General features: G+C 50.1%; 14 protein-coding genes and 1 pseudogene. 7 read left to right on the top strand and 8 right to left on the bottom strand.

Going from position 1 to position 19,144, the window contains the following annotated elements:
* Positions 1–9: 9 nt before the first annotated feature.
* Positions 10–1,890 carry an alkaline phosphatase D family protein gene (locus CDA54_RS16050; protein ID WP_099036056.1) on the bottom strand — a complete coding sequence of 627 codons (1,881 nt, stop codon included), beginning with the start codon at positions 1,888–1,890 and terminating at the stop codon, positions 10–12.
* Positions 1,891–2,070: 180 nt separating this feature from the next.
* Between CDA54_RS16050 and CDA54_RS16045 the strand changes: the two genes are divergently transcribed.
* Positions 2,071–3,168 carry an esterase-like activity of phytase family protein gene (locus CDA54_RS16045; protein WP_099036055.1) on the top strand — a complete coding sequence of 366 codons (1,098 nt, stop codon included), beginning with the start codon at positions 2,071–2,073 and terminating at the stop codon, positions 3,166–3,168.
* Between the two features lie 35 nt (positions 3,169–3,203).
* On the opposite strand, the gene CDA54_RS16040 is transcribed toward CDA54_RS16045, so the two are convergent.
* Complete coding sequence (locus CDA54_RS16040; protein WP_099036054.1) at positions 3,204–3,548, bottom strand: hypothetical protein; 345 nt, start codon at positions 3,546–3,548, stop codon at positions 3,204–3,206.
* 457 nt (positions 3,549–4,005) lie between these two features.
* Here CDA54_RS16040 and CDA54_RS16035 point away from each other — a divergent pair, with 457 nt between their 5' ends.
* On the top strand, positions 4,006–6,144 hold the full coding sequence (locus tag CDA54_RS16035; protein WP_099036105.1) for a methyl-accepting chemotaxis protein: 2,139 nt from the start codon (positions 4,006–4,008) through the stop codon (positions 6,142–6,144).
* Between the two features lie 67 nt (positions 6,145–6,211).
* Here CDA54_RS16035 and ilvN read toward each other — a convergent pair whose 3' ends face one another.
* From ilvN to CDA54_RS16005, 6 genes and pseudogenes are all read right to left on the bottom strand, one after another.
* Positions 6,212–6,709 carry an acetolactate synthase small subunit gene (gene ilvN, locus CDA54_RS16030; RefSeq protein ID WP_099036053.1) on the bottom strand — a complete coding sequence of 166 codons (498 nt, stop codon included), beginning with the start codon at positions 6,707–6,709 and terminating at the stop codon, positions 6,212–6,214.
* Positions 6,709–8,427 carry an acetolactate synthase 3 large subunit gene (locus tag CDA54_RS16025; RefSeq protein ID WP_099036104.1) on the bottom strand — a complete coding sequence of 573 codons (1,719 nt, stop codon included), beginning with the start codon at positions 8,425–8,427 and terminating at the stop codon, positions 6,709–6,711. Before CDA54_RS16025 ends, ilvN begins: the two co-directional genes overlap by 1 nt.
* A 282-nt stretch (positions 8,428–8,709) precedes the next feature.
* Positions 8,710–9,078, bottom strand: coding sequence for a MaoP family protein (locus tag CDA54_RS16020; RefSeq protein WP_099036052.1), 369 nt, complete (start codon positions 9,076–9,078; stop codon positions 8,710–8,712).
* A 166-nt stretch (positions 9,079–9,244) separates the two neighbouring features.
* Positions 9,245–9,739, bottom strand: coding sequence for a DUF4442 domain-containing protein (locus CDA54_RS16015; RefSeq protein WP_099036051.1), 495 nt, complete (start codon positions 9,737–9,739; stop codon positions 9,245–9,247).
* Positions 9,740–9,805: 66 nt separating this feature from the next.
* Positions 9,806–11,374 (bottom strand): tetratricopeptide repeat-containing sulfotransferase family protein, encoded by a 1,569-nt coding sequence (locus CDA54_RS16010; protein WP_099036050.1) that lies wholly within the window; start codon positions 11,372–11,374, stop codon positions 9,806–9,808.
* 72 nt (positions 11,375–11,446) lie between these two features.
* Positions 11,447–13,666 (bottom strand): annotated as a pseudogene (locus CDA54_RS16005) (TonB-dependent receptor); the annotation flags it as partial.
* Between the two features lie 317 nt (positions 13,667–13,983).
* Between CDA54_RS16005 and CDA54_RS16000 the strand changes: the two are divergent.
* Genes CDA54_RS16000 through CDA54_RS15980 form a run of 5 tightly spaced genes read left to right on the top strand, consistent with a single transcriptional unit; the run spans position 13,984 to position 19,132 of the window.
* Positions 13,984–15,231, top strand: a complete 1,248-nt coding sequence (locus tag CDA54_RS16000) for a hypothetical protein (RefSeq protein WP_099036048.1) — start codon at positions 13,984–13,986, stop codon at positions 15,229–15,231.
* The gene (locus CDA54_RS15995) at positions 15,228–16,124 is read left to right on the top strand and encodes a glycosyltransferase family 2 protein (RefSeq protein WP_180237251.1); all 897 of its coding nucleotides are present in this window, start codon (positions 15,228–15,230) and stop codon (positions 16,122–16,124) included. The genes CDA54_RS16000 and CDA54_RS15995 overlap by 4 nt, the downstream gene beginning before the upstream one ends.
* The gene (locus tag CDA54_RS15990; protein WP_099036046.1) at positions 16,124–17,224 is read left to right on the top strand and encodes a glycosyltransferase family 4 protein; all 1,101 of its coding nucleotides are present in this window, start codon (positions 16,124–16,126) and stop codon (positions 17,222–17,224) included. The genes CDA54_RS15995 and CDA54_RS15990 overlap by 1 nt, the downstream gene beginning before the upstream one ends.
* Positions 17,221–18,372, top strand: coding sequence for a glycosyltransferase family 4 protein (locus tag CDA54_RS15985; RefSeq protein WP_099036045.1), 1,152 nt, complete (start codon positions 17,221–17,223; stop codon positions 18,370–18,372). The genes CDA54_RS15990 and CDA54_RS15985 overlap by 4 nt, the downstream gene beginning before the upstream one ends.
* Before the next feature lies 1 nt (position 18,373).
* Positions 18,374–19,132, top strand: coding sequence for a WecB/TagA/CpsF family glycosyltransferase (locus tag CDA54_RS15980; RefSeq protein ID WP_099036044.1), 759 nt, complete (start codon positions 18,374–18,376; stop codon positions 19,130–19,132).
* Positions 19,133–19,144 lie beyond the last annotated feature (12 nt).

Here is a 19,144-nt window from a genome sequence, read left to right as displayed (position 1 = left end):
CATCGGCGATTACTTAAACTCGATGGTTCCTTTGCTACTGAGAATACGCACGCGAATTTTTTCATAATCTTCATTCAGTAAAACCTGGCCAATACCGCTTTGATTCAGCAATACCCCATCCGTATTTTCCGGCTGGCGACGCTTTACCAGCATGCGCCGCCTTTTGGTGAAGTAATTCAGCGGGGAACGGCTGGCAAACAGCCATCGGTTGATGCGGTCAAACCAGCGCAGCAATCCCTCAGGAAAGGTGTTTTTGATGCCGCTGGCGGTGATCTGCAGAATTTCAGGGCTGTGTTTACGGAACCTCAGTGTGACGTTGTAAACGAATGAGTAATGTACATCGCCGGAGAGGATCACAAAATGGGGTGGGGTTTTATGGTGGCGAAAGATATTCAGTAACACGTTAGCCGCACCGGGATGAGCCATCCAGTTTTCCGCATCCACCAGTAATGCCTTGCCGAAGAAAGTGAAAATTCGTTGTACCACCTCAATCAGTTTGACCCCGAATACAGGAGCCGGTGAGACCATGATCACCGCATCTTCGCCAATAAGCTGTTGCTGCAGCTCAGTCAGGCTCTCCCAGTCCATCAGGCCAGAGGGCTTGGCGGCCTTGCTTTCGGAGCGCCAGCGATGGGTGCGGGTATCCAGCACAATCAGTTTAGGCTTGGTGTCCAGGTGATAGTGCCAGAGTTCCCAATCAAGAAGCACGTCTACTAGCTGGTCATGCTCTTCAATGCCCTGTTTGGTAAAATGCGGCAGTGTCTGAGTCAGTAATTCCGTGTAGTTTTCTGGTTTATTGCCCCAGCCCTGACAGAGAAAATAAGCCAGCAGCGCATTACCAATAATGCGCTTCGAGAAAGGATGCCCGTAGGCCGACTCTTCCCAGCTGCGGCTGAGGTTCCAGTCATCGGTAACATCATGATCATCGAAGATCATATAACTGGGTATATGTGCCAGGGCCCGACGTATCTGCTTGAGATTAGCGCCAAATTTCTTAATGACGGCCATTTCCTGTCGATATCTGGCGCGATGCTTTAAGGGGATGCGTTGCTCGCCAGCTTCAAGATCAATCCATTGCCAGCATTCGGGGGACCACACCAGCAAATACATGGCCAGCATTTCGCTGAAGGTGATCAGATGATTATGGGCTCCGGATGCAGTAAAAATAGGTTTCCTGGCACCAACAAACAATCGTTCCAGCATCTTCTGAGATACTTTATCTGCCGGCAATAAGGCGTCCCGCTGGTAATAACAATTCGCATCTTTAAATAGTTGCTGACTGCAGCTTGTTTGGGTGCCTTGCCAGTGCTCATCAAACAGGCCAAGTTTTTCGATAAGCTGATGAATCGCCACCAGCATGGGGCCAGATACATCATCGGCATAGACCTGGTCCCCCGACAACATGAGCAGAGCGGGTCTGTGCCCGGGTGTGGTCTGTGTGTCTTCCAGAACCTTGTCTACCTGCAACAAACCATCTTCTGACGGATGATGGGGTTTGCGACAAGAGCCATGTAGCAGATTGTCAATGCGGGAACTGAGCACAAAACCGGGACGAGACTGGTTAGGGTAGCAGAGACCTTCAACACGCTTGCTGATGGGGGATTTTTTTTGACCCAGCAATAAATCGTATTGAATTAAGGTGTTTTCAGGTAGCGGATGATCCGGCTTGAATTTAAGCAGATGCATCACGCAATGGTGACCCAGGCGTATTTGCTGATGTTCCTGACCGTCTTCAACCAGAACTTTTTGTAACAGGCACTGGGTGTGGTCACTAAAAAGCTGAAGTTCGATCTCACAGGCGGCATCAGTTACCAACCAGAAATTGAGTTCTGTCGGACTACTATGGCGCACTATCGGGCCAGCGAGAATCTCTGGATTATTTTTATTCACCCGATATTTCTACCAGTACTGACGTCTTCCTGCAATTATCGGCAAGTAATCTTTTGTAAGTTCCGGTATCAGATGAAGATTTCATGATTGATCTCTGACGGGCTTGACCCATACTTGGCCAGCCAAGTAATCTAGGGGAATCGGCAACTTCAGTAAGCCTGCAACCAGGGAGTGATCAAGGTGAACAGGACATATTTTTTCGGCCTTTTCTTATTTTTTTACGGCAACGCACTGTCACTCTGTGCACAACAGCTCGATGTCAAAGGAAAGTGGATCCGTCATGTTGATGGCACGGTGATGGTGGATCCTCAACCTTCCGGATTAACGCTCTGGAACGGGAAGCTGCTATCGGTTTCTGATCGTAGCGCCAAATCCTCACAGCGCCTCAGACTGCATCCCATTAGCTCTGACAATGCCAGTCTTACGGAACCGCAATGGCCTATCAGTCTTAGTGAGCAGGTGAAAGACTCCTGCTTCGCCGATTATCTGAGCAATAATCCGGATCTCGAGGCATTGGTAGTGGATCCGAAGGATAACCGGGTGTTTTTAACCGTCACCGAAGACGCCTCTAAAGCTGTACTGAGTAAAGACTGCGCATCGCGATATGCCGGCACGGGCTCTACCGACTTTCCCACTGTGTTGATCAGGCTTGAACTGAAACAAGACAGACAGCTGTTGATTACAGGATTAAGGCCATTGAAGTTTGCTCCTGAATATCGGGTAGGTAATTTCCCCAATGATGGTATTGAGGGCCTGACCTTTGGTCCGGATCGCACTCTGTATCTGGCGCTGGAAAAGGATATGGCGGTGCAGCCACGGATCTTTAAAACCACAGTCGATGAGGCGTTCTGGCAGAATGAGGATTTTGTGGCGGTGGAGGATGCCGGATTGCTGTTGCCGGAGTTTGTATCGGGCAACCATCCTATCAATGCGCTCACGTACTATGCAGCTGGCAAGGGTAGTGGCTTTTTGCTGGCCGCCGCCCGAAATGATGATCAGGTGTGGATAGTGGATTTGGATAAAAGATTACCCACACGTATGCTGGATCTGGACTTTATGGCCGAAGCGGGTGGTGAATGTGCTGCCTGGGAGCCCATCGAATATACGGCAATTGAGGGCATTGCCGTTAAAGACGATAGTCTGTGGATGGTCAATGATCCCTGGAAAGTGAACTATCCGAAAAATATTCGCTGCGAAGCCAATCGCCAGCATTACCAGAATATGTCGCCATTATTGTTTAAATTGCCGTTAAACCCGTTGTGGTTTGCAGAGCCGTAAAGACGGCCTGCAGTTGCAGGCCGCTTCTGTTGACCTCACAGACGATCAGCTCTTTGTCTGAGGAAGGCAACGATGCTGTCAGCCTGGCGGGTTTCAGAGAAGGTGATCAGATCCTGTCCGGCACAGGTCACGCCATCCGTTTCCAGCAGTGACCGATATACCCCCCTGGATGTTCCGGCAACCCGGCCAACTTGCCGGATGACGTTTCTGCGAAACATGGATACATCATTGTGCAACACGGATTTACAGAACCCGGCAAAGGCTAAGTCGCCTGAAAATCGGTACTTCTCACTATCCCTGTTATCAGGAGTCTTGATTGAGGCTACACAAAGCATCGGCACAATGGCTATGGCTGATGTTATCAAAGTTAACTTTTTCATATTACACCTCAGTGGTTTCCTGTTGGGCAAGCACCTGCCTGCCCTTTCAACTCTATGAAATCTGCGCGAAATGTCTGTGGTTTTAATGTAGAAAACCGGTTAAAGAGTTGTAAAACCGTGGGTGGGGGGATGTCAAAGAGCGAAAGGACGGGTGAATGTAGGCGTATTAAATAACCATTAGTTTTCGGTTTTTCTTTTTTTATCCTAAAAACATCTAAAAAAATACCCTATGTCGCTTATGGCAGAAACCCGTTTTCGCAACTTATTAACGGATATTTAAACTCTAAGGCTGCAAATACTGGTATTTAATTGATTCCTTTACCATTATTTGAACTGAGCTGGCATACAAACGAAGACAAATGGCAAAAGATAAATCCTCACTGGCCGATACAGGTTTTGCATCTGTGCATAAATGCAGACCCGCCAATTTTTTGAAACATTAACCTGGTACGCAGTTATGAATTCATTTCGACAGGCTTCGCTGGCCATAAAGCTCCTTTTCACTGTGGGTGTGTTATTGGTTTTAGTCACTCTGGCATTCTTGCTCTACAGTAACTGGTCATTAGGGCGCTCTGAACAGATAATTGTCGGTGAGGTCAGTGAACAATTAGAGCAGCAGGTCATCACAGGTCTCAGAGCGCAGGCCGGTCAGCAGGCTGCCGAGGTGGCTGCCTCTATTGAAACGGTATATCAGTACCCGCGAGCTTTTGCTGCACAACTGGCACAAACCATTGAAGAGGGTGGTGAGCATGCCCTAAGCCGTCAACAGGTGCAGAGCCTGGTTCGTTATACGTTGTCGGTAAGTCCCTCATCTTCTATGTACGCACAGTTTGAAGACAACGGGTTTCATGATGCTGATGCGGACTTTCTCTCCGGATTTTCTCACTCTGTAGACGGCCATGGATCACTTGAAGTCTATTATGTACGGGAGCCTGATGGCGGTCTAGTTCTCGAAGAAGTAGATGATGCCGAAGAGAAGCATGATACCAGCCTGGATGAATTTGGTTTTCGGGCCGCAGAGTGGTACCTATGTGCCATGGAAAAGCGTCGTCCCTGTATTACGAACCCCTACAATTATGAGATAAGACCCGGCTACGAAGAATTGATGACCAGTCTCACCGTGCCCATTATGGCCAAAGGGCGCTTCCGAGGAGTGGTTGGCGCTGATATGAACCTGCCCATTTTGCAGACCCGGGCCAAGGAGCTTGCGGCATCTCTTTTTGACGGCCAATCCAGAGTTTACCTGGTGAGTCAGGACGGCTTTCTCGCCGCCGCTACCGATGGAGAGGAAAAGCTGGCCAGACCCTTCTCTGAATTGATGGATAAAAAAGATGCTGAGCGGCTAATGGCGTTGTCTGAGTCTGATTCCGCGCTAAGAATCGGCTCTTACCTGTATGTGGCTCAGCCTATCAATATCAGTACGGCTTCGACGCAGTGGCAGTTGATCATCGGTGTAGATTACCAGGCAGCCATGGCAGCAGTTGGGGCGGTATCGAAATCCATTGGCGATGAGGTCGGTGCTTTGCTAACACAGCTGTTTATTATTGCACTTGTTTTGGTTGCAGCTTCGCTGGTCATCGTCTGGTTGTTTACCCAGTCCATTGTTAGCCCTTTGCGGTTGGTGTCTGACCGCATGAAACAACTGGCTGGTCAGGGGGGAGACTTAACCCAGAGCATGGAAGTCAATACCCATGCTGAACTGATTTCACTGGCGGATGGGTTCAATCAGTTTCAGGATAAAATCCGTTCATTACTGGATAGCGTGAAATCTTCCAGTCGAGAAGTGGCCGGCAGTGCCGGAGAAACACAGGGCTTTGCCCGCGATACCAGCGATCAAATCAGCCGGCAGCATCAGGAAATCGATAGTGTGGTCACCGCTATTACCGAGATGTCTTCAACGGCCGCCGATGTGGCCAAACATGCAAATGAAGCCGCAGACAGTGCTCAGGCAGTAAGGGAATCAGCCAATACCACGGAGCAAAAGCTGAAATATGCTGTTGATGAGGTGAGCCGGTTGTCAGAAGATATGGGTAAAGCTTCTGATGCAGTGGGTAAGGTCTCTGGGCGCAGTGATGATATCCGCAAAATCCTAGATGTGATTGGGGCTATTGCTGAACAAACCAATCTACTGGCGTTGAATGCTGCTATTGAGGCGGCACGAGCCGGGGATCATGGCCGCGGTTTCTCGGTGGTGGCGGATGAGGTGCGTGCTCTGGCTTCTAAGACTGCCGGTTCGGTGGAAGAGATCAGTAATGTGATTGCCGGGTTACAGGCTGAAGTGAAAGTCACCGTCAGCGTGATCGATGAGAATAGTACCCGCGCCGCTTCTACCGCAGAGAAGTCGGAAGAAGCCTTTAAGGATCTCACGGTGATTGTCACAGAAGTGGGCAATATTTCTGATCGTATCATGCAAATGGCGACAGCCGCTGAAGAACAAAGTGTTGTCAGTGAAGAGCTAAATCAGAATATGGTGTCGATTGGTGATGCCACCAGTCAGGTGGCTGAACTGGCAAAATCTTCTATGCATAGTGCTCAGGACATCAGTGATTGTGTTGAGCAGTTAAAACAGCAACTGGATAAGCTGAAAACAGAGTAGTCAGATTCTCCTTTGCACATAAAAAACGCCAGCTTGATGCTGGCGTTTTTGCTTTTCTATTTACCCGCTAAGGGCGCATGGCTTTTTCACCACGTGACAGGCCACAGACGCCGGTGCGGGAGAGTTCTATGATCTCACCCGTTTGCCCTATGGTCTGTACAAAAGCATCCAGCTTATCGCTGGTGCCGGTAAGCTCAATGGTGTAGTTCTTCGGTGTGACGTCGACGATTTTCCCGCGGAAAATTTCCACAGTGCGTTTGACTTCGGCGCGACTGTTTTCGTTGCGGGTGCCCACTTTGACCAGCATCAGCTCACGCTCTACGTGGCTGCCTTCGGTTAAATCGGAAATTTTCAGCACATCGATCAGTTTATTCACCTGTTTGGTGATCTGTTCGATGACCTTGTCATCTCCCTGAGTGGTGATAGTCAGTCGCGACAGACTGGAATCATCAATGGGTGCCACACATAAAGAGTCGACGTTGTACGCACGCTGAGAGAACAGACCAATAATACGTGACAACGCGCCTGGCTCGTTTTCCATCAACACGGATATAATTCTTCTCATCAGCTGCGCTCCGTTTTACTCAGTCTCATATCGTCCATCGCGCCATATTTAATCTGCATGGGGTAAACGTGTTCGTTCTGATCTACGGCAATATCCATAAATACCAGTTTATCTTTCAGAGCAAAGCAGCGGGCCATGGCGTCATCCAGTTCTTCCGGTTTTTCGACTTTGATACCCACGTGACCATAGGCCTCAGTCAGTTTGACGAAATCCGGCAATGAATCCATATAAGAATGAGAATGGCGCCCTTTATAGTTCATATCCTGCCATTGGCGCACCATACCCAGCGCCCGGTTATTCAGCGAAATGATTTTTACCGGCATGCCGTATTGCAAACAGGTGGCCAGCTCCTGAATGTTCATCTGAATACTGCCATCGCCGGTAACACAGGCTACCACCGCATCCGGGTGGGCTACCTGTACGCCCATCGCTGCCGGCAGACCGAAACCCATGGTGCCAAGGCCCCCGGAGTTGATCCAGCGTCTGGGTTTAGCGAAGGGATAATACAATGCAGCAAACATCTGATGCTGACCCACATCTGAGGTAATAAAGGCATCGCCTTGTGTGTGTTTGTACAAAGACTCAATCACCTGTTGCGGTTTAATCAGCCCACTGTCTTTGGCATAGGCCAGACAGTCACGGCTGCGCCAGGCTTCTATCTGCTCCCACCAGTCATGCAACTGATCTTTGCGTTCATTCTCATCAATTTCATGCATTTGCTCGAAAAACTGGGTCAGCACCGTTTTTACTGAACCAACCACCGGAATATGTACATTGATGGTCTTCGATATGGATGCCGGATCGATATCTACATGAATGATCTGTGCATGGGGGCAGAACTTCTGCACATTGTTGGTGACCCGATCATCGAAACGGGCACCCAACGCCAGAATACAGTCGGCATTGTGCATGGTCTTGTTGGCCTGCACCGTGCCGTGCATGCCCAGCATGCCCAGAAATTGCGGATGATCACCGGGGAAAGCGCCCAGGCCCATCAGGGTATTAGTCACCGGCAGTTTGAGTTTTTCTGCCAGCTCAGTAACCAGCGGACTGGCATCACAGGCAATGGCACCACCGCCCACATAAACAATCGGGCGTTTGGCTTTGAGCAGTACCTTCAGCGCCTTTTTGATCTGGCCCAGATGCCCCTTGATGGTGGGGTTGTAGGAGCGCATCTGTACTTTTTCCGGGAAGCGATAAGGATGGTTTTCCTGCACATTCACCGTATCTTTGGGTAAATCTACCACTACCGGCCCTGGCCGGCCGCTGTTGGCGATATAGTAAGCCTTGGCGATAGCTTCGGGAATATCGATGGCCCGTTTAACCAGGAAGCTGTGTTTTACGATAGGGCGCGAACAGCCCACCATATCGGTTTCCTGAAAGGCATCTTCACCGATATGCATCGACGGCACCTGCCCGGACAGGACGACCATCGGTATACTGTCCATGTAGGCCGTGGCGATGCCGGTAATCGTATTGGTGGCACCTGGGCCAGAGGTCACCAGAACCGTACCGGTCTGCCCGGTTGCCCTGGCGTAACCATCCGCCATGTGGGCCGCGGCCTGCTCATGGCGGACCAGAATGTGCTGAACATCCTCCTGAGCATACAATGCATCATAAATATCCAGTACAGCACCGCCGGGATATCCGAACACATGCTTTACCCCTACGTCTTTCAGTGCTCTTACCACCATGGCGGCACCCGACATCATTTCCACCAGAAACACTCCCATTAACTTTATTGGCTGGATTGGTATGGCACATACCGGCATCAGCCGGTTCTCTGACTAAACTGACTGCAAGGTGACCGTGCTGAAAAGAAGGTTCATCTTGCTTACCCGGCACTATACTGAATCAATAGGTAGGTTTAAACAGAAAAACCGTTAAAAGTGAGATAATTATCCCTATATAAGGAAAAAATAGGATGGATGTTTTGATTCTGCGTGAGGGTAAAACAAAAGGAAGGCCTCCCCGGTGAGGAGATAGCCTTCCGGTGGGTATTAATCGTCGAGCTCTATTTCAAGTTCGTTGTTTTCACCAATATCATCAGAATCACTGATGCTACCAGAACGACTGCCATAGATACTGCCCATACGCGGACGATTTATGCGCTTCTGATACTTGCACCAGGCCTTTTCCGCCACGGTACCGGGTTCTTGTTCACCCCGTGCAGCAGCGAGCATATTCTCTTCTTCATCATTTTGAGGTTCCAGATCACCGTCAACCAGTGCCGCGATAAGGCAACCATTGCGGCTCAGTGCCTGACTCTCGGAGATAGAAAAATCACCAGAGCGGGCGAAGCCATAGGGGTAGTGCTTGGGATCCAGAAACTGTCGTTTCAGGAGCTGTTCTTTGCTTAATTTAGCCATAATGGCATCCCTAACAAAAAGGTTGTTAACATCAGGAATGAAAGCCCCTTTTTTATGAGGCTTTGTCACAGACTAAATAGATTTAAAACGCCGGGCTGTCAATAAAAAACAGCGGCAAAGAGACATTTTTATTGTGCGCGGAACAGTAACAAATATTCTTGTAAAATCAGGTCCTGTTTTTCGTTATCCAGGCCCAGAGCATTTCACAGGCTACAGTCTCGGTGCCAGTGGCATCGGTGACCTTTACCGCTACATTGACTTCGCCCTTGTCATCACTTTGCATCAATTTAATTTGTTCTGGTGTCAGGCTTGCGGTGGCTGTCATATCTCCCTGTGCCCGCTTCAGATAGTTCAGCTTCATTGATTTAATCAGGGGTAATTTGTCGCCCGGCAAATTGATTCCAACGATAAATCCGGTAGCCGATTCTGCCAGCAGGGCCATGGCGGCTGCGTGCACACTGCCGATGTGATTCTGTGCCTTACGCCGGTTTTTTTGCCGGAATGTTACACAGGAGCCATCTGTGCCGAGGATCTCCAGGCCGGTGGTGCCCGCCAGTTTAACTTTATGGCAAAACACCCAGGTGATCAGGCGGTTACCCAGCCAGGCAGGGTAACGGCTCACCTTATCGACGAATTTACGTAACGGGTTGTTGGCAGACATGCTGAATCCTTCTGGTATGACCAGTTTGGATAATACCAGATGTGGTTAAGCAGACAAGCCACTTTGCTAACTCAATTCCCCTATACCTTGCGCTTTAAAGAAGGCTTCGATCTCATCGGTATGGGGTTGATATCGTTTCCAGCGTTCAATGGACTTGGTATTGATGGGTTCTCGCACCTGCACTTTACTGGCAGTGGAAACCGGAGCCGAATTGTTCTCCACCTGCAAACACGCCTGTTGCCAGGGCAAATTACAGAAACTGAGAATGTCACGGATCTGTGATTCAGGGCTGGTAACCAGGCTTTCATAACGGACGATTTTAAAATTGGGGTGCTGAAGGTCGTTGAACTGGTGTACCCAGCGATAAAACCTCTGGTAATACTGTGCCGTTCTGTCCAGATCCAGTGCATAAGCGGTGAAGGGATTCTGTAAAGAAAAGAGTTGCCGGAAATTACCAATACAGGTATCCAGTGGATCTCTGAGCATGCAAATAACTTTGGCATTGGGAAGGGCGCGACGGATCAAGTCCAGATACAAAAAGTTAAACGGCAGTTTGTCGACAAAATGAGGGTGCTCTTTGCTCAGAGCCGCTGTGCGCTGAATATACTGTTTGCCAATTTGCGTGTGATCAGCCTGGTAGGCGGCAGTTAAAACGGCCTTGTCTAACAGCCTTTTTGATGCGGTTCCTGTATGCGCCTTTACCGTAATTGAGAAGTCATGCAACTCCTCACCGGAATACACCATAGAATGGGAGGAGAGAATACGCTCCATCAGAGTAGTGCCTGAGCGCGGCATACCTACCACGAATATCGGCTGGTTGCTGGCGCAGCCCTGTTGTTGAATCGGTGATTCGGCCAAAGTATGTAACGCATCAAAAAGGCTATCCTCAGCCTGATGATCATACTTTATTCTGTTTAGTGTGTGCTGTTTGTATTGCTTAAGAATACTGAAGGCGTCCTGGTAATGATTCTGTTTTTCATATTCTTTGGCCATGGCATGGGCGAGATGCAGTTGTTCATCCGGGTTGTTGACTTGGCTGATGAGTTTCTGCATATCCGGCACCAGTTCAGCGACTGATTCAGACAGCTCGGTCATGGCAAAGTAGGCTTTGACGTAGTGTGGGTTAAGCTCGATGGCCTGCTTAAACGCTTTTCTGGCAATATCAAAACGTCCGAGAAATTTGGCGGCGGTACCATAGTTATAGTAAAAGCTCTCTTTGCTGGCATCCTGATCTATGGCCTGCTGATAATAATCCATTGCCTGGTGGTGCAGCCCAACCTTGTTAAGGGCAACACCAACGGTATCGAGAAGCAGAGGGCTGTGACTTTTGTGCTGAGAGAAAATGCCCTCCAGATTCTCCACTTTTTCGCGGTTTCGCGTTAGCGAATACGCTTTAATCAGGTAAACCAGATATTCTCTTTCACTATCAGCATCCAGTTGCCGGGCTTTTTCTATCAGTTGGATGGCTTTTTCCGGCTGGCCCACTTCCATATTAATGATGCCCAGCAAAAAATAAGCATCCGCATGTTCTGGATCCTGCCGGATAATATTAACCACCAGTGGGTGGGCGTCGATAAACGCTTTGTTATTGATCAGTTTTATGGCCTGACTATGCAGATCGGAAATTCGTTTCATCAGTTATTTCGATTTGATTATAAATAATAAGGGCGCCTCCCGGCGCCCTTATACAATATCAATAATGTTCTGTCAGAACTTATAGTTAAATTTTACCCCAACAGTACGGGGAGGTAACAAAAAGTGCCCATAAACACGCTGCAACTCAGGTAAATTGCGGCCACCGTTGGCCCAGGACTTGTCCCTGCGAGTGCCTGTATAAGCATACTTGTCGAACAGGTTATTGGCATACAGAGTAACCGACCAGTCAAAGGAATCCAGCTTTAATGACAGATTGCTGACACCATAACCGGGTAACACTTCGCCATCCTCGCGAGCACCGACTTTTGTGACGACATCACTTTGAACGGTCAGGCCATAGTTCACAATCAACAATTTATCGTCAAACACTTCCTGCTCATAACTGACACCCATTGAGAACTGCTGTTTGGCGGCGCCAGGTAAACGATCACCGTCCAGTGCACCCACTCCGCGACCAAACAAATCGGGGGCATCCGCGGTTAAGTGGGCATCGGCGTAGGAATAAGTCGCGTAAGCCGTGAGAGAATCACTGAGAATCGCCCGGGTAGCCAGCTCAACCCCCTTGGAGTTGGCCTTACCGGCATTCCCGGTAATGATTTCCTGTCCATTGACTGAGGTGACCTGTATTTGCGCATCATCCCAGTCGACGCTGAACAGCGCTGCGTTAAAGTGGAACTTATTTCTCAACCAGGTACTTTTCAGACCTAGTTCATAGTTGGTGGTGGTGTCCGGGTCAAAAGATACCTCTTCAGGCAGTGCACATACTACTTGTTGGTCGCTGGCCAGATCTTCGTCTGTACAGGGGCGCAAACCATTAGCACCACCGAGTCTGAACCCTTCACTGACGGTAAAGTAAACCATGGCATCACTGTTGAGCTGATAGCTGGCATTAAACTTGAGCAAACTGCCGTCGTCTTTAGCACGGGTAGGACTCAGGCTGATATCGCTCAGGCTGTCCACCGGTACGCTGGTATAAAGCGGGGTGGCGGAGCCTGATTGTGACCAGACGTCGTATTCATAGAGCCTTGCACCGACAGTCAGACTGAGGTCCTCTGTGGCCTGGTAGCCCACTTCACCAAAAACGGCTCTTTCGATATCTTTTGAGTCGCTTAATATTATGTACTCCAGATCCTGTTCAATGTTGGGCTGTCCATCAGGGGAACCCCACCAGAACTCGGTCAGACCGGGCGTATATTCTCTGTCATCGGAGCTACTTTCCAGATGATTGTAGAATGCCCCTACAATCCAGTTCCAGTCAGATAAGCCCTGAGAGACTAACCGAACTTCCTGAGTGAACACGTCTTCTTCACCGGTGTCGCGGGTAAAGGCGGCAAAAGCCGGGAAATCAGCATAGCCAGAGTAGATATCATACAGCAGGTCAGTCTGATCTCGCTGGCCTACCTGATCATAAGTACTGAAACCAGTCGCTGATACCAGTTCTGCAAAGCCGAGGTCATAGTTAACTTCCAGGCTGAGTAATTGATCTTCTTTTTCATTAGGCTCTTCGTAACGATAGGCAGATTCATAAGGGCCAATCAATTTCGAGATAGGATTGAGGTCACTGATGCTCTGGTACTGAACAATAGAGTTACCACCGTGCTCCGATTTCTGATAAAAGTAATTCAGCGTTGCATTGAAATCATCATTCGGTGCCCAGCGCAAAGATACCCGCCCGGTAAAAATTTTCTCGTCGTTGGCATCTTCCACCTGACGCAAATTAGCGTCGATGGCTGCGGGATCTGACCAATCCGGATCCGGCAAAGAAACGCCTGGCTCACGCACTACATAGTTGTAATCGACATAACCGGGACGATCGTAATAGTTGATGCTGGTGCGCACCGCCAGTTCGTCTTCAATAATTGGTGTGTTAAATACAAACCCGGCTTCGCCACCTACATCATCGCTATGAGCCAGGGTAAATAAGTCACCACGGATCTCACCCTCAGTGAAATCCATTACCGGCTCTTTTAACATATAGCGGATCGCGCCACCTAAGGTTCCTGCACCGTACAGTGTGCCCTGTGGACCAATCAATACTTCAACCCGCTCTAAGTCTGTCAGCCGCAAGTTAATATTAAGGGGGATCTCGCCCAGGTATTTGGCGACGGTTCCGGCATCGGTGCCGCGGTCAGAAGAGGTAGTGTTCAGCCCTCGCACGATAACCGGCGAGCCCTCACGGCCACCCTGGTCGGTTACGGTCAGGCCCGGAACCCAGCGCGCAACATCTTCAAGATCGCCAATATTCTGCTCCTTCATTACATCATCATTTATTAATCTGGTTTTATCTGCGTGTGTTTACATGTCTATACTGCGGCGAAGTACAGACCAACAAGGTGTCTGTAAATCCACAGGTATTGCCTGGAAACCAAAAAGGGGATATTCGTGGTCTGTTTACGCCATGCCCTGTTGTCAGCCAGTGACTTTTTTATTTGTATAGGGGAGCATAGTATTGCCTGGTTTTGCCATTGAGGAATTATGCCAAGCAGTTGATTTTGTGGTAAATTAGCCGCGCATCTTATGGGTGCTCAGGTCGCTGCTATATTGCAGTAATTCCCGATCTACGGGCAATAACGTGGGAATCAATCACTATGCGCTGGCCAGGATGGCACCGCTCCCAGAGTATCATCGGCACCGCGTCACTGGCAGTGGCCAATCTCGTCTTCTCCTTACTGCTGCTGCGTTATGGCAGCGCAGCGGAGTTTGGCAGCTTTGCGATGCTGCAAATCAGTCAGGGGCTGGCGTTTGGGGTCAGCAATGCCTTGCTGGGCGCACCCCTGTTGTTATTCCTCAAGCACCCCGTGCACACCGATGCAGGCTTAAGGGGATTTTTTGCTGCCAACCTTATTCTGATCCTGCCTTGTGTGTTGGTTCAGGGCGCTATTGCGCTGGCTCTTGGATTACAATCATCAGAAGCATTCTGGGCTATGCTGATGTTGTGTTTTGGGGTCATACGTTGGTTTGGCAGGCATTATTGTCTCAGTACTCAGCCAGAATCTACGGTTAACAGCGATCTGACGACTTCGGCACTGATGCTCAGTAGCGCGATATTGCTGTGGTCGCAGGAACAGGTCAGCTTACTCTCTGCACTCCAGTTTTGCGCCGTTGCTCAGGCAGTGGGTGTACTGGCGCTGGGAAAACGTCACTTTGGATTGCTGGCGAATTCACCATTTAACCCCCAGTGGCGGCATGTCAGGGTGGGGGTGAAACGCCAAGGACGCCCGGCATTTGTCGGTGCGCTGAGTCTGGAAGCCACGGCGAATGGTCACAGCTATCTAATCAGTCTGCTGGCGGGGCCGGCGGCGTTCGCACCTATTGCGGCGGCGGCACTGTTATTTCGTCCCACCCTGGTATTACAGGGCGCCATGGCGATGTATGAACGACCTTTGCTGGTTCGCGGTGTTTTCCATTCCATATACGCCGATGTTTATCAAAGTTACACGCAATTGCGCCAATGGGCATTGTTAAGCTGGTTTGCTAATCTGTTGCTGGTGGCAGCGCTGGTTGTCTGGGGGGAGCATGGTCTCTGGCGTCAGTCCGAGCAGTCTTCCATGTATCTTGTGCTGATGCTCTGGTCGGCAATTATGTTGATCCGCAGTGTTCGCCTGGCCCCGGCAACCTTGTTGCAGGCCAGTGATCAATTTGCCCTGCTGGCACGGATTTGTACTCTGGCGGCCATGTTTGCGTTGCCTGCTGTTGCATTGCTGGTGGTATTTTCCGGTGCAGTAAGTAGTCTCTGGGCACTGCTGGTGGCCGAACTGATCATTCTTTATCCGTTGTTATCCGGATGTCGGCAGCAATTAGCCAGCACAGCAAAAAAGGCAGAACACAGAGCATGAAACTGGCCGTACTCATATGTTGTTATAACCGCAAACCGACAACACTGAATTGCCTGCATCAGTTATATCAACAGCGGCTGCCTGAAGACTGGCAGTTGGATGTACATGTGCTTGATGATGGCAGTGCCGATGGCACTTATGAGGCGGTGGCTCAGCAATTTCCTCAGGTCAGGCTATATCGTGGCACAGGCTCAATGTACTGGAATGGCGCCATGCGTTTTTTGTGGCAACGGGTTTTGCCTTGTCGGTATGATGGCTATCTGTGGCTGAATGATGATGTGGCGTTATTTCCTGACGCCTTATTGCGGCTGTTATGCTGTTATCTGGAACAACCAGAACAGCACAACATTGGTGCGCTGGTGGGTACTGTTGTCGAGCCGGGTACTGATATTCCCAGTTATGGTGGCAGATGTTCAGAGTCGCGCTGGCATCCACTGGCGTTTGGCCCGCTGCTGCACCCGGCAGATTATCCCCGGCCCTGTGATTTTATTAATGGCAACCTGTGTTTTATTCCTCAGCATGTGGTGAATGAAGCTGGCATAACCGATGAACGCTACACCCATGCGCTGGGTGATTTCGACTATGGGTTGCGACTAAAAAAAACAGGTTTTGCACTGCTGGTAGCGCCGGGGTTATTTGGTGAGTGTCGCTCAAATTCCAAAACAGGTTCGGTATTTGACCGCAGTCTGCCACTATCCCGGCGTCGCAAGATGCTGGATAATCCGGCCTGTTTTGTTCCTGTTTCGCAGTGGCTGTATTTTGTGCGCCGCCATGGTGGCCTGGTCTGGCCGCTGTTATGGTTTAAGGGACTGTTACGAAAGTTATTTCCCTATGTATGGTTATTGCTACGCGCTGATACGCACAAGCCAAATGGCAGTGAGAAGACGGATTGATGCAACGGGTTCTGATCCTTCAACATGTGCTTAAAACTTATCGCCTTGCGCTGTTTGAACAGATGCACCGGCAACTGGCAGAGCAGGGCATTGAATTGCATATTGCTTTTGCATCGCCGGATGCAGTGGAAAAAACCAAAGGCGATAACTGCGAGCAGCCACCTGCCTCCTACTATTCGTTGATCAAAACCTGGCAATGGCGCAGGCTCACCTGGCACGTTATGTCACAGCCCGGTAGCTATGATCTGATCATCGTCGAGCAGGCCAATCGCCATTTGTTTAATCACTATCTGATGTTGAGGCGTGTATTTGCCGGGCGTCCAAAATTAGCCCTTTGGGGGCATGGTTATGACCATCAGGGCCACAAGAAAAGCTGGCGGCAAAGGATCAAGCGCTATCTTATGGGCGGGGCAGACTGGTTTTTTGCCTATACCGCCCCCGTGGCGGAGTACGCCAGAAGTCATGGTATGGCGGCTGAAGCCATCACGACACTGAACAACAGTATTGATACCCGTGTGCTGGCCGGACAGGTGTATGAGTATCGCCGTACATCGGCAAAGACAGAAGGCTTGCCCGTGCTGTTATATTGTGGTGCTCTGTACCAGCATAAGCGACTGGATTTATTGCTGCAAAGCGCACAAAAGCTGTATCAGCGAGGCAGTATCAGCAAATTGATTATACTCGGTGCCGGCCCTTTGCAAGACACCTTGCCCGCGGCTGACTGGCTGGATTATCGCGGCCCCTGCTTTGGTGAGGATAAAGCCCGAGCCTACGCTGAAGCCAGTCTGGTACTTAACCCCGGGCTTACTGGTCTGGCAATTCTGGACGCCTTTGCTGCTGGTTTGCCCTATATCACCTGTGACTTGCCTGTTCACAGTCCGGAAATCGCTTATCTGGAAGATGGTGTCAATGGTCTGTTATTACCGCCGTTGATTGATCATATCGTTTGTAGTGTGGCCGCTGTGCTGGCGGATTCTGCTGAGATGCAGCGGTTAAGTCAGGGAGCGCTTACGGCTTCCCGGCAATATAGCCTGCAGGCCATGTCCACTGCGTTTTGCAACGGCATCCGCCAGTGCCTGTCCACGCAGGAGGCCGGATGAAAGTGGTTCAGGCACATAATTTCTATGCCAGTCCGGGCGGTGAAGATCGGGTGGTGGAGCGTGAGGCCAGTATCATCCGGGCCATGGGCCATGAGCTTATTCCCTGGTATTGTCATAATAATGCCAGTCCGGGAATGGCAGAGAAAATACGGGCGGCGCTGTGTTGTAGCTGGAACCCCAGGGCCATGGCGCACCTGCAGGAACTTGGCGTTGGTCAGGGAGATATTCTGCATGTACACAACTTTTTCCCCTGGTTGTCACCGGCGATTTTCTATCAGGCCCGTCAACTGGGAATGAAAACCGTACTGACCCTGCATAATTTTCGTTTACTGACACCAACGGCAGTTATTGAGTCTCAAAACCCATCATTCAGCGTTAAAAAAAATCTGCTTCAGGCCGTATCTGGCGCTTATCAGGGCTCGGCTTTCGCAGGCCTTGCCGTTGCCAGAATGATAGCAAGGCACCATGCTATGGGTACCTGGCAGCATCAGGTAGATACCTTTATCTGCCCGTCGGATTTTGTCAGGCGTCAGTTCCTGTGCGCAGGCTTTGACCCTGAAAAGTTAGTGGTAAAAGCACATTTTTGTGATGATCCCACGAGTCAGAAAGAGTCGGTAGATCTGAACGGCCAGCGTCAGTATGTCTTATTTGTGGGCCGTGATGACAAGGCAAAAGGGTTGGATCTGTTGCTTCGGGCCTGGTGGAACATTGATATGCCTCTGATCGTGGCAGGTGTATCCCGGCCCCGGAATCTGTCCTGTCCGCCTCAGGTCGTATTCAAAGGTCAGCAGCAGGCCGGGGCACTGAGCCAACTCTACGCTGGCGCCGCATTGGTGGTGGTACCCTCAAGGGTGGCGGAAACATTCGGTAATGTGGTGATGGAGGCATTCGCCCATCAGACACCGGTATTAGTCAGTGGGTCAGGTGCGTTGAGCGAATTAGTACAACCGGGGGAAAACGGGCACTGGTTCGATCCTGAGAATGTCGATGACCTGGCTGTTCAGGTGGAACGCATGCTGAAGGAAACTGAACTTTTGCGTCGTTTCGGGCATAATGCCCGCCAAACGTATCTTAAACACTATACACCTCAGCGTAATCTCGCCATGTTAGAGGCGATTTACCAGAATCTGACAGACAGGGACAGTTAACTTGACAGCGCAAGTATTGGGCTTACAGGTCGCAATAACCAATTTATCCCAGGCCATAGAAACCGCACTGACCCGGGTACATAAGCGGCAGGGTGGTTATATATGTCTTGCCAATGTACATATGTGCATGGAAGCCCACGATCACCCCGCTTTTGCTGAAGTTCTGAGCCAATCCTGCCTGCGCTTGCCTGATGGCCGGCCGCTGTTATGGATGCAAAAATTGATGGGTTACCGAGACGCCCGCCAGGTGCGCGGAGAGGATTTCTTTCTTGGCCTGTGTGAGCAGGCACAGCATCAGCAAATTAATGTTGGCGTTTTTGGTGGTACAGATGCCATGCAGTTGCAACAACTGACAGACGATCTGGTGCAGCGTTATCCACAACTGCGTCTGGTTTACCGTTATGCGCCGCCATTTCGGCCTCTGACCACAGAAGAAGATGCGGAAGTTGAGAAACAGATACGCACAGCAGGGGTACAATTACTGCTGGTTGCAATTGGCTGCCCTAAACAGGAGCAATGGATGGCCTCCCATCAGCATCTTGGACCTGTTATGGTCGGGGTGGGCGCTGCGGTTGATTTCGTGACCGGCAACAAGAAACGTGCGCCTTTGTGGATGCAGCGTTGCGGCCTGGAATGGTGCTATCGGTTAAGCCAGGAGCCCAGGCGGTTATTATGGCGCTACCTAAAGCACAATCCAAGGTTTATGCTATTGGGCTTATTGCAATTGTTGCGGTATTGGCTGGCTAAACTGATCCGATAAGTAATAAACGGA

Source organism: Lacimicrobium alkaliphilum, assembly GCF_002591895.1.
Lineage (GTDB): Bacteria > Pseudomonadota > Gammaproteobacteria > Enterobacterales > Alteromonadaceae > Lacimicrobium > Lacimicrobium alkaliphilum.
Note: the sequence above shows the minus strand (reverse complement) of the source record. Positions and strands in the feature narration are given on the sequence as shown.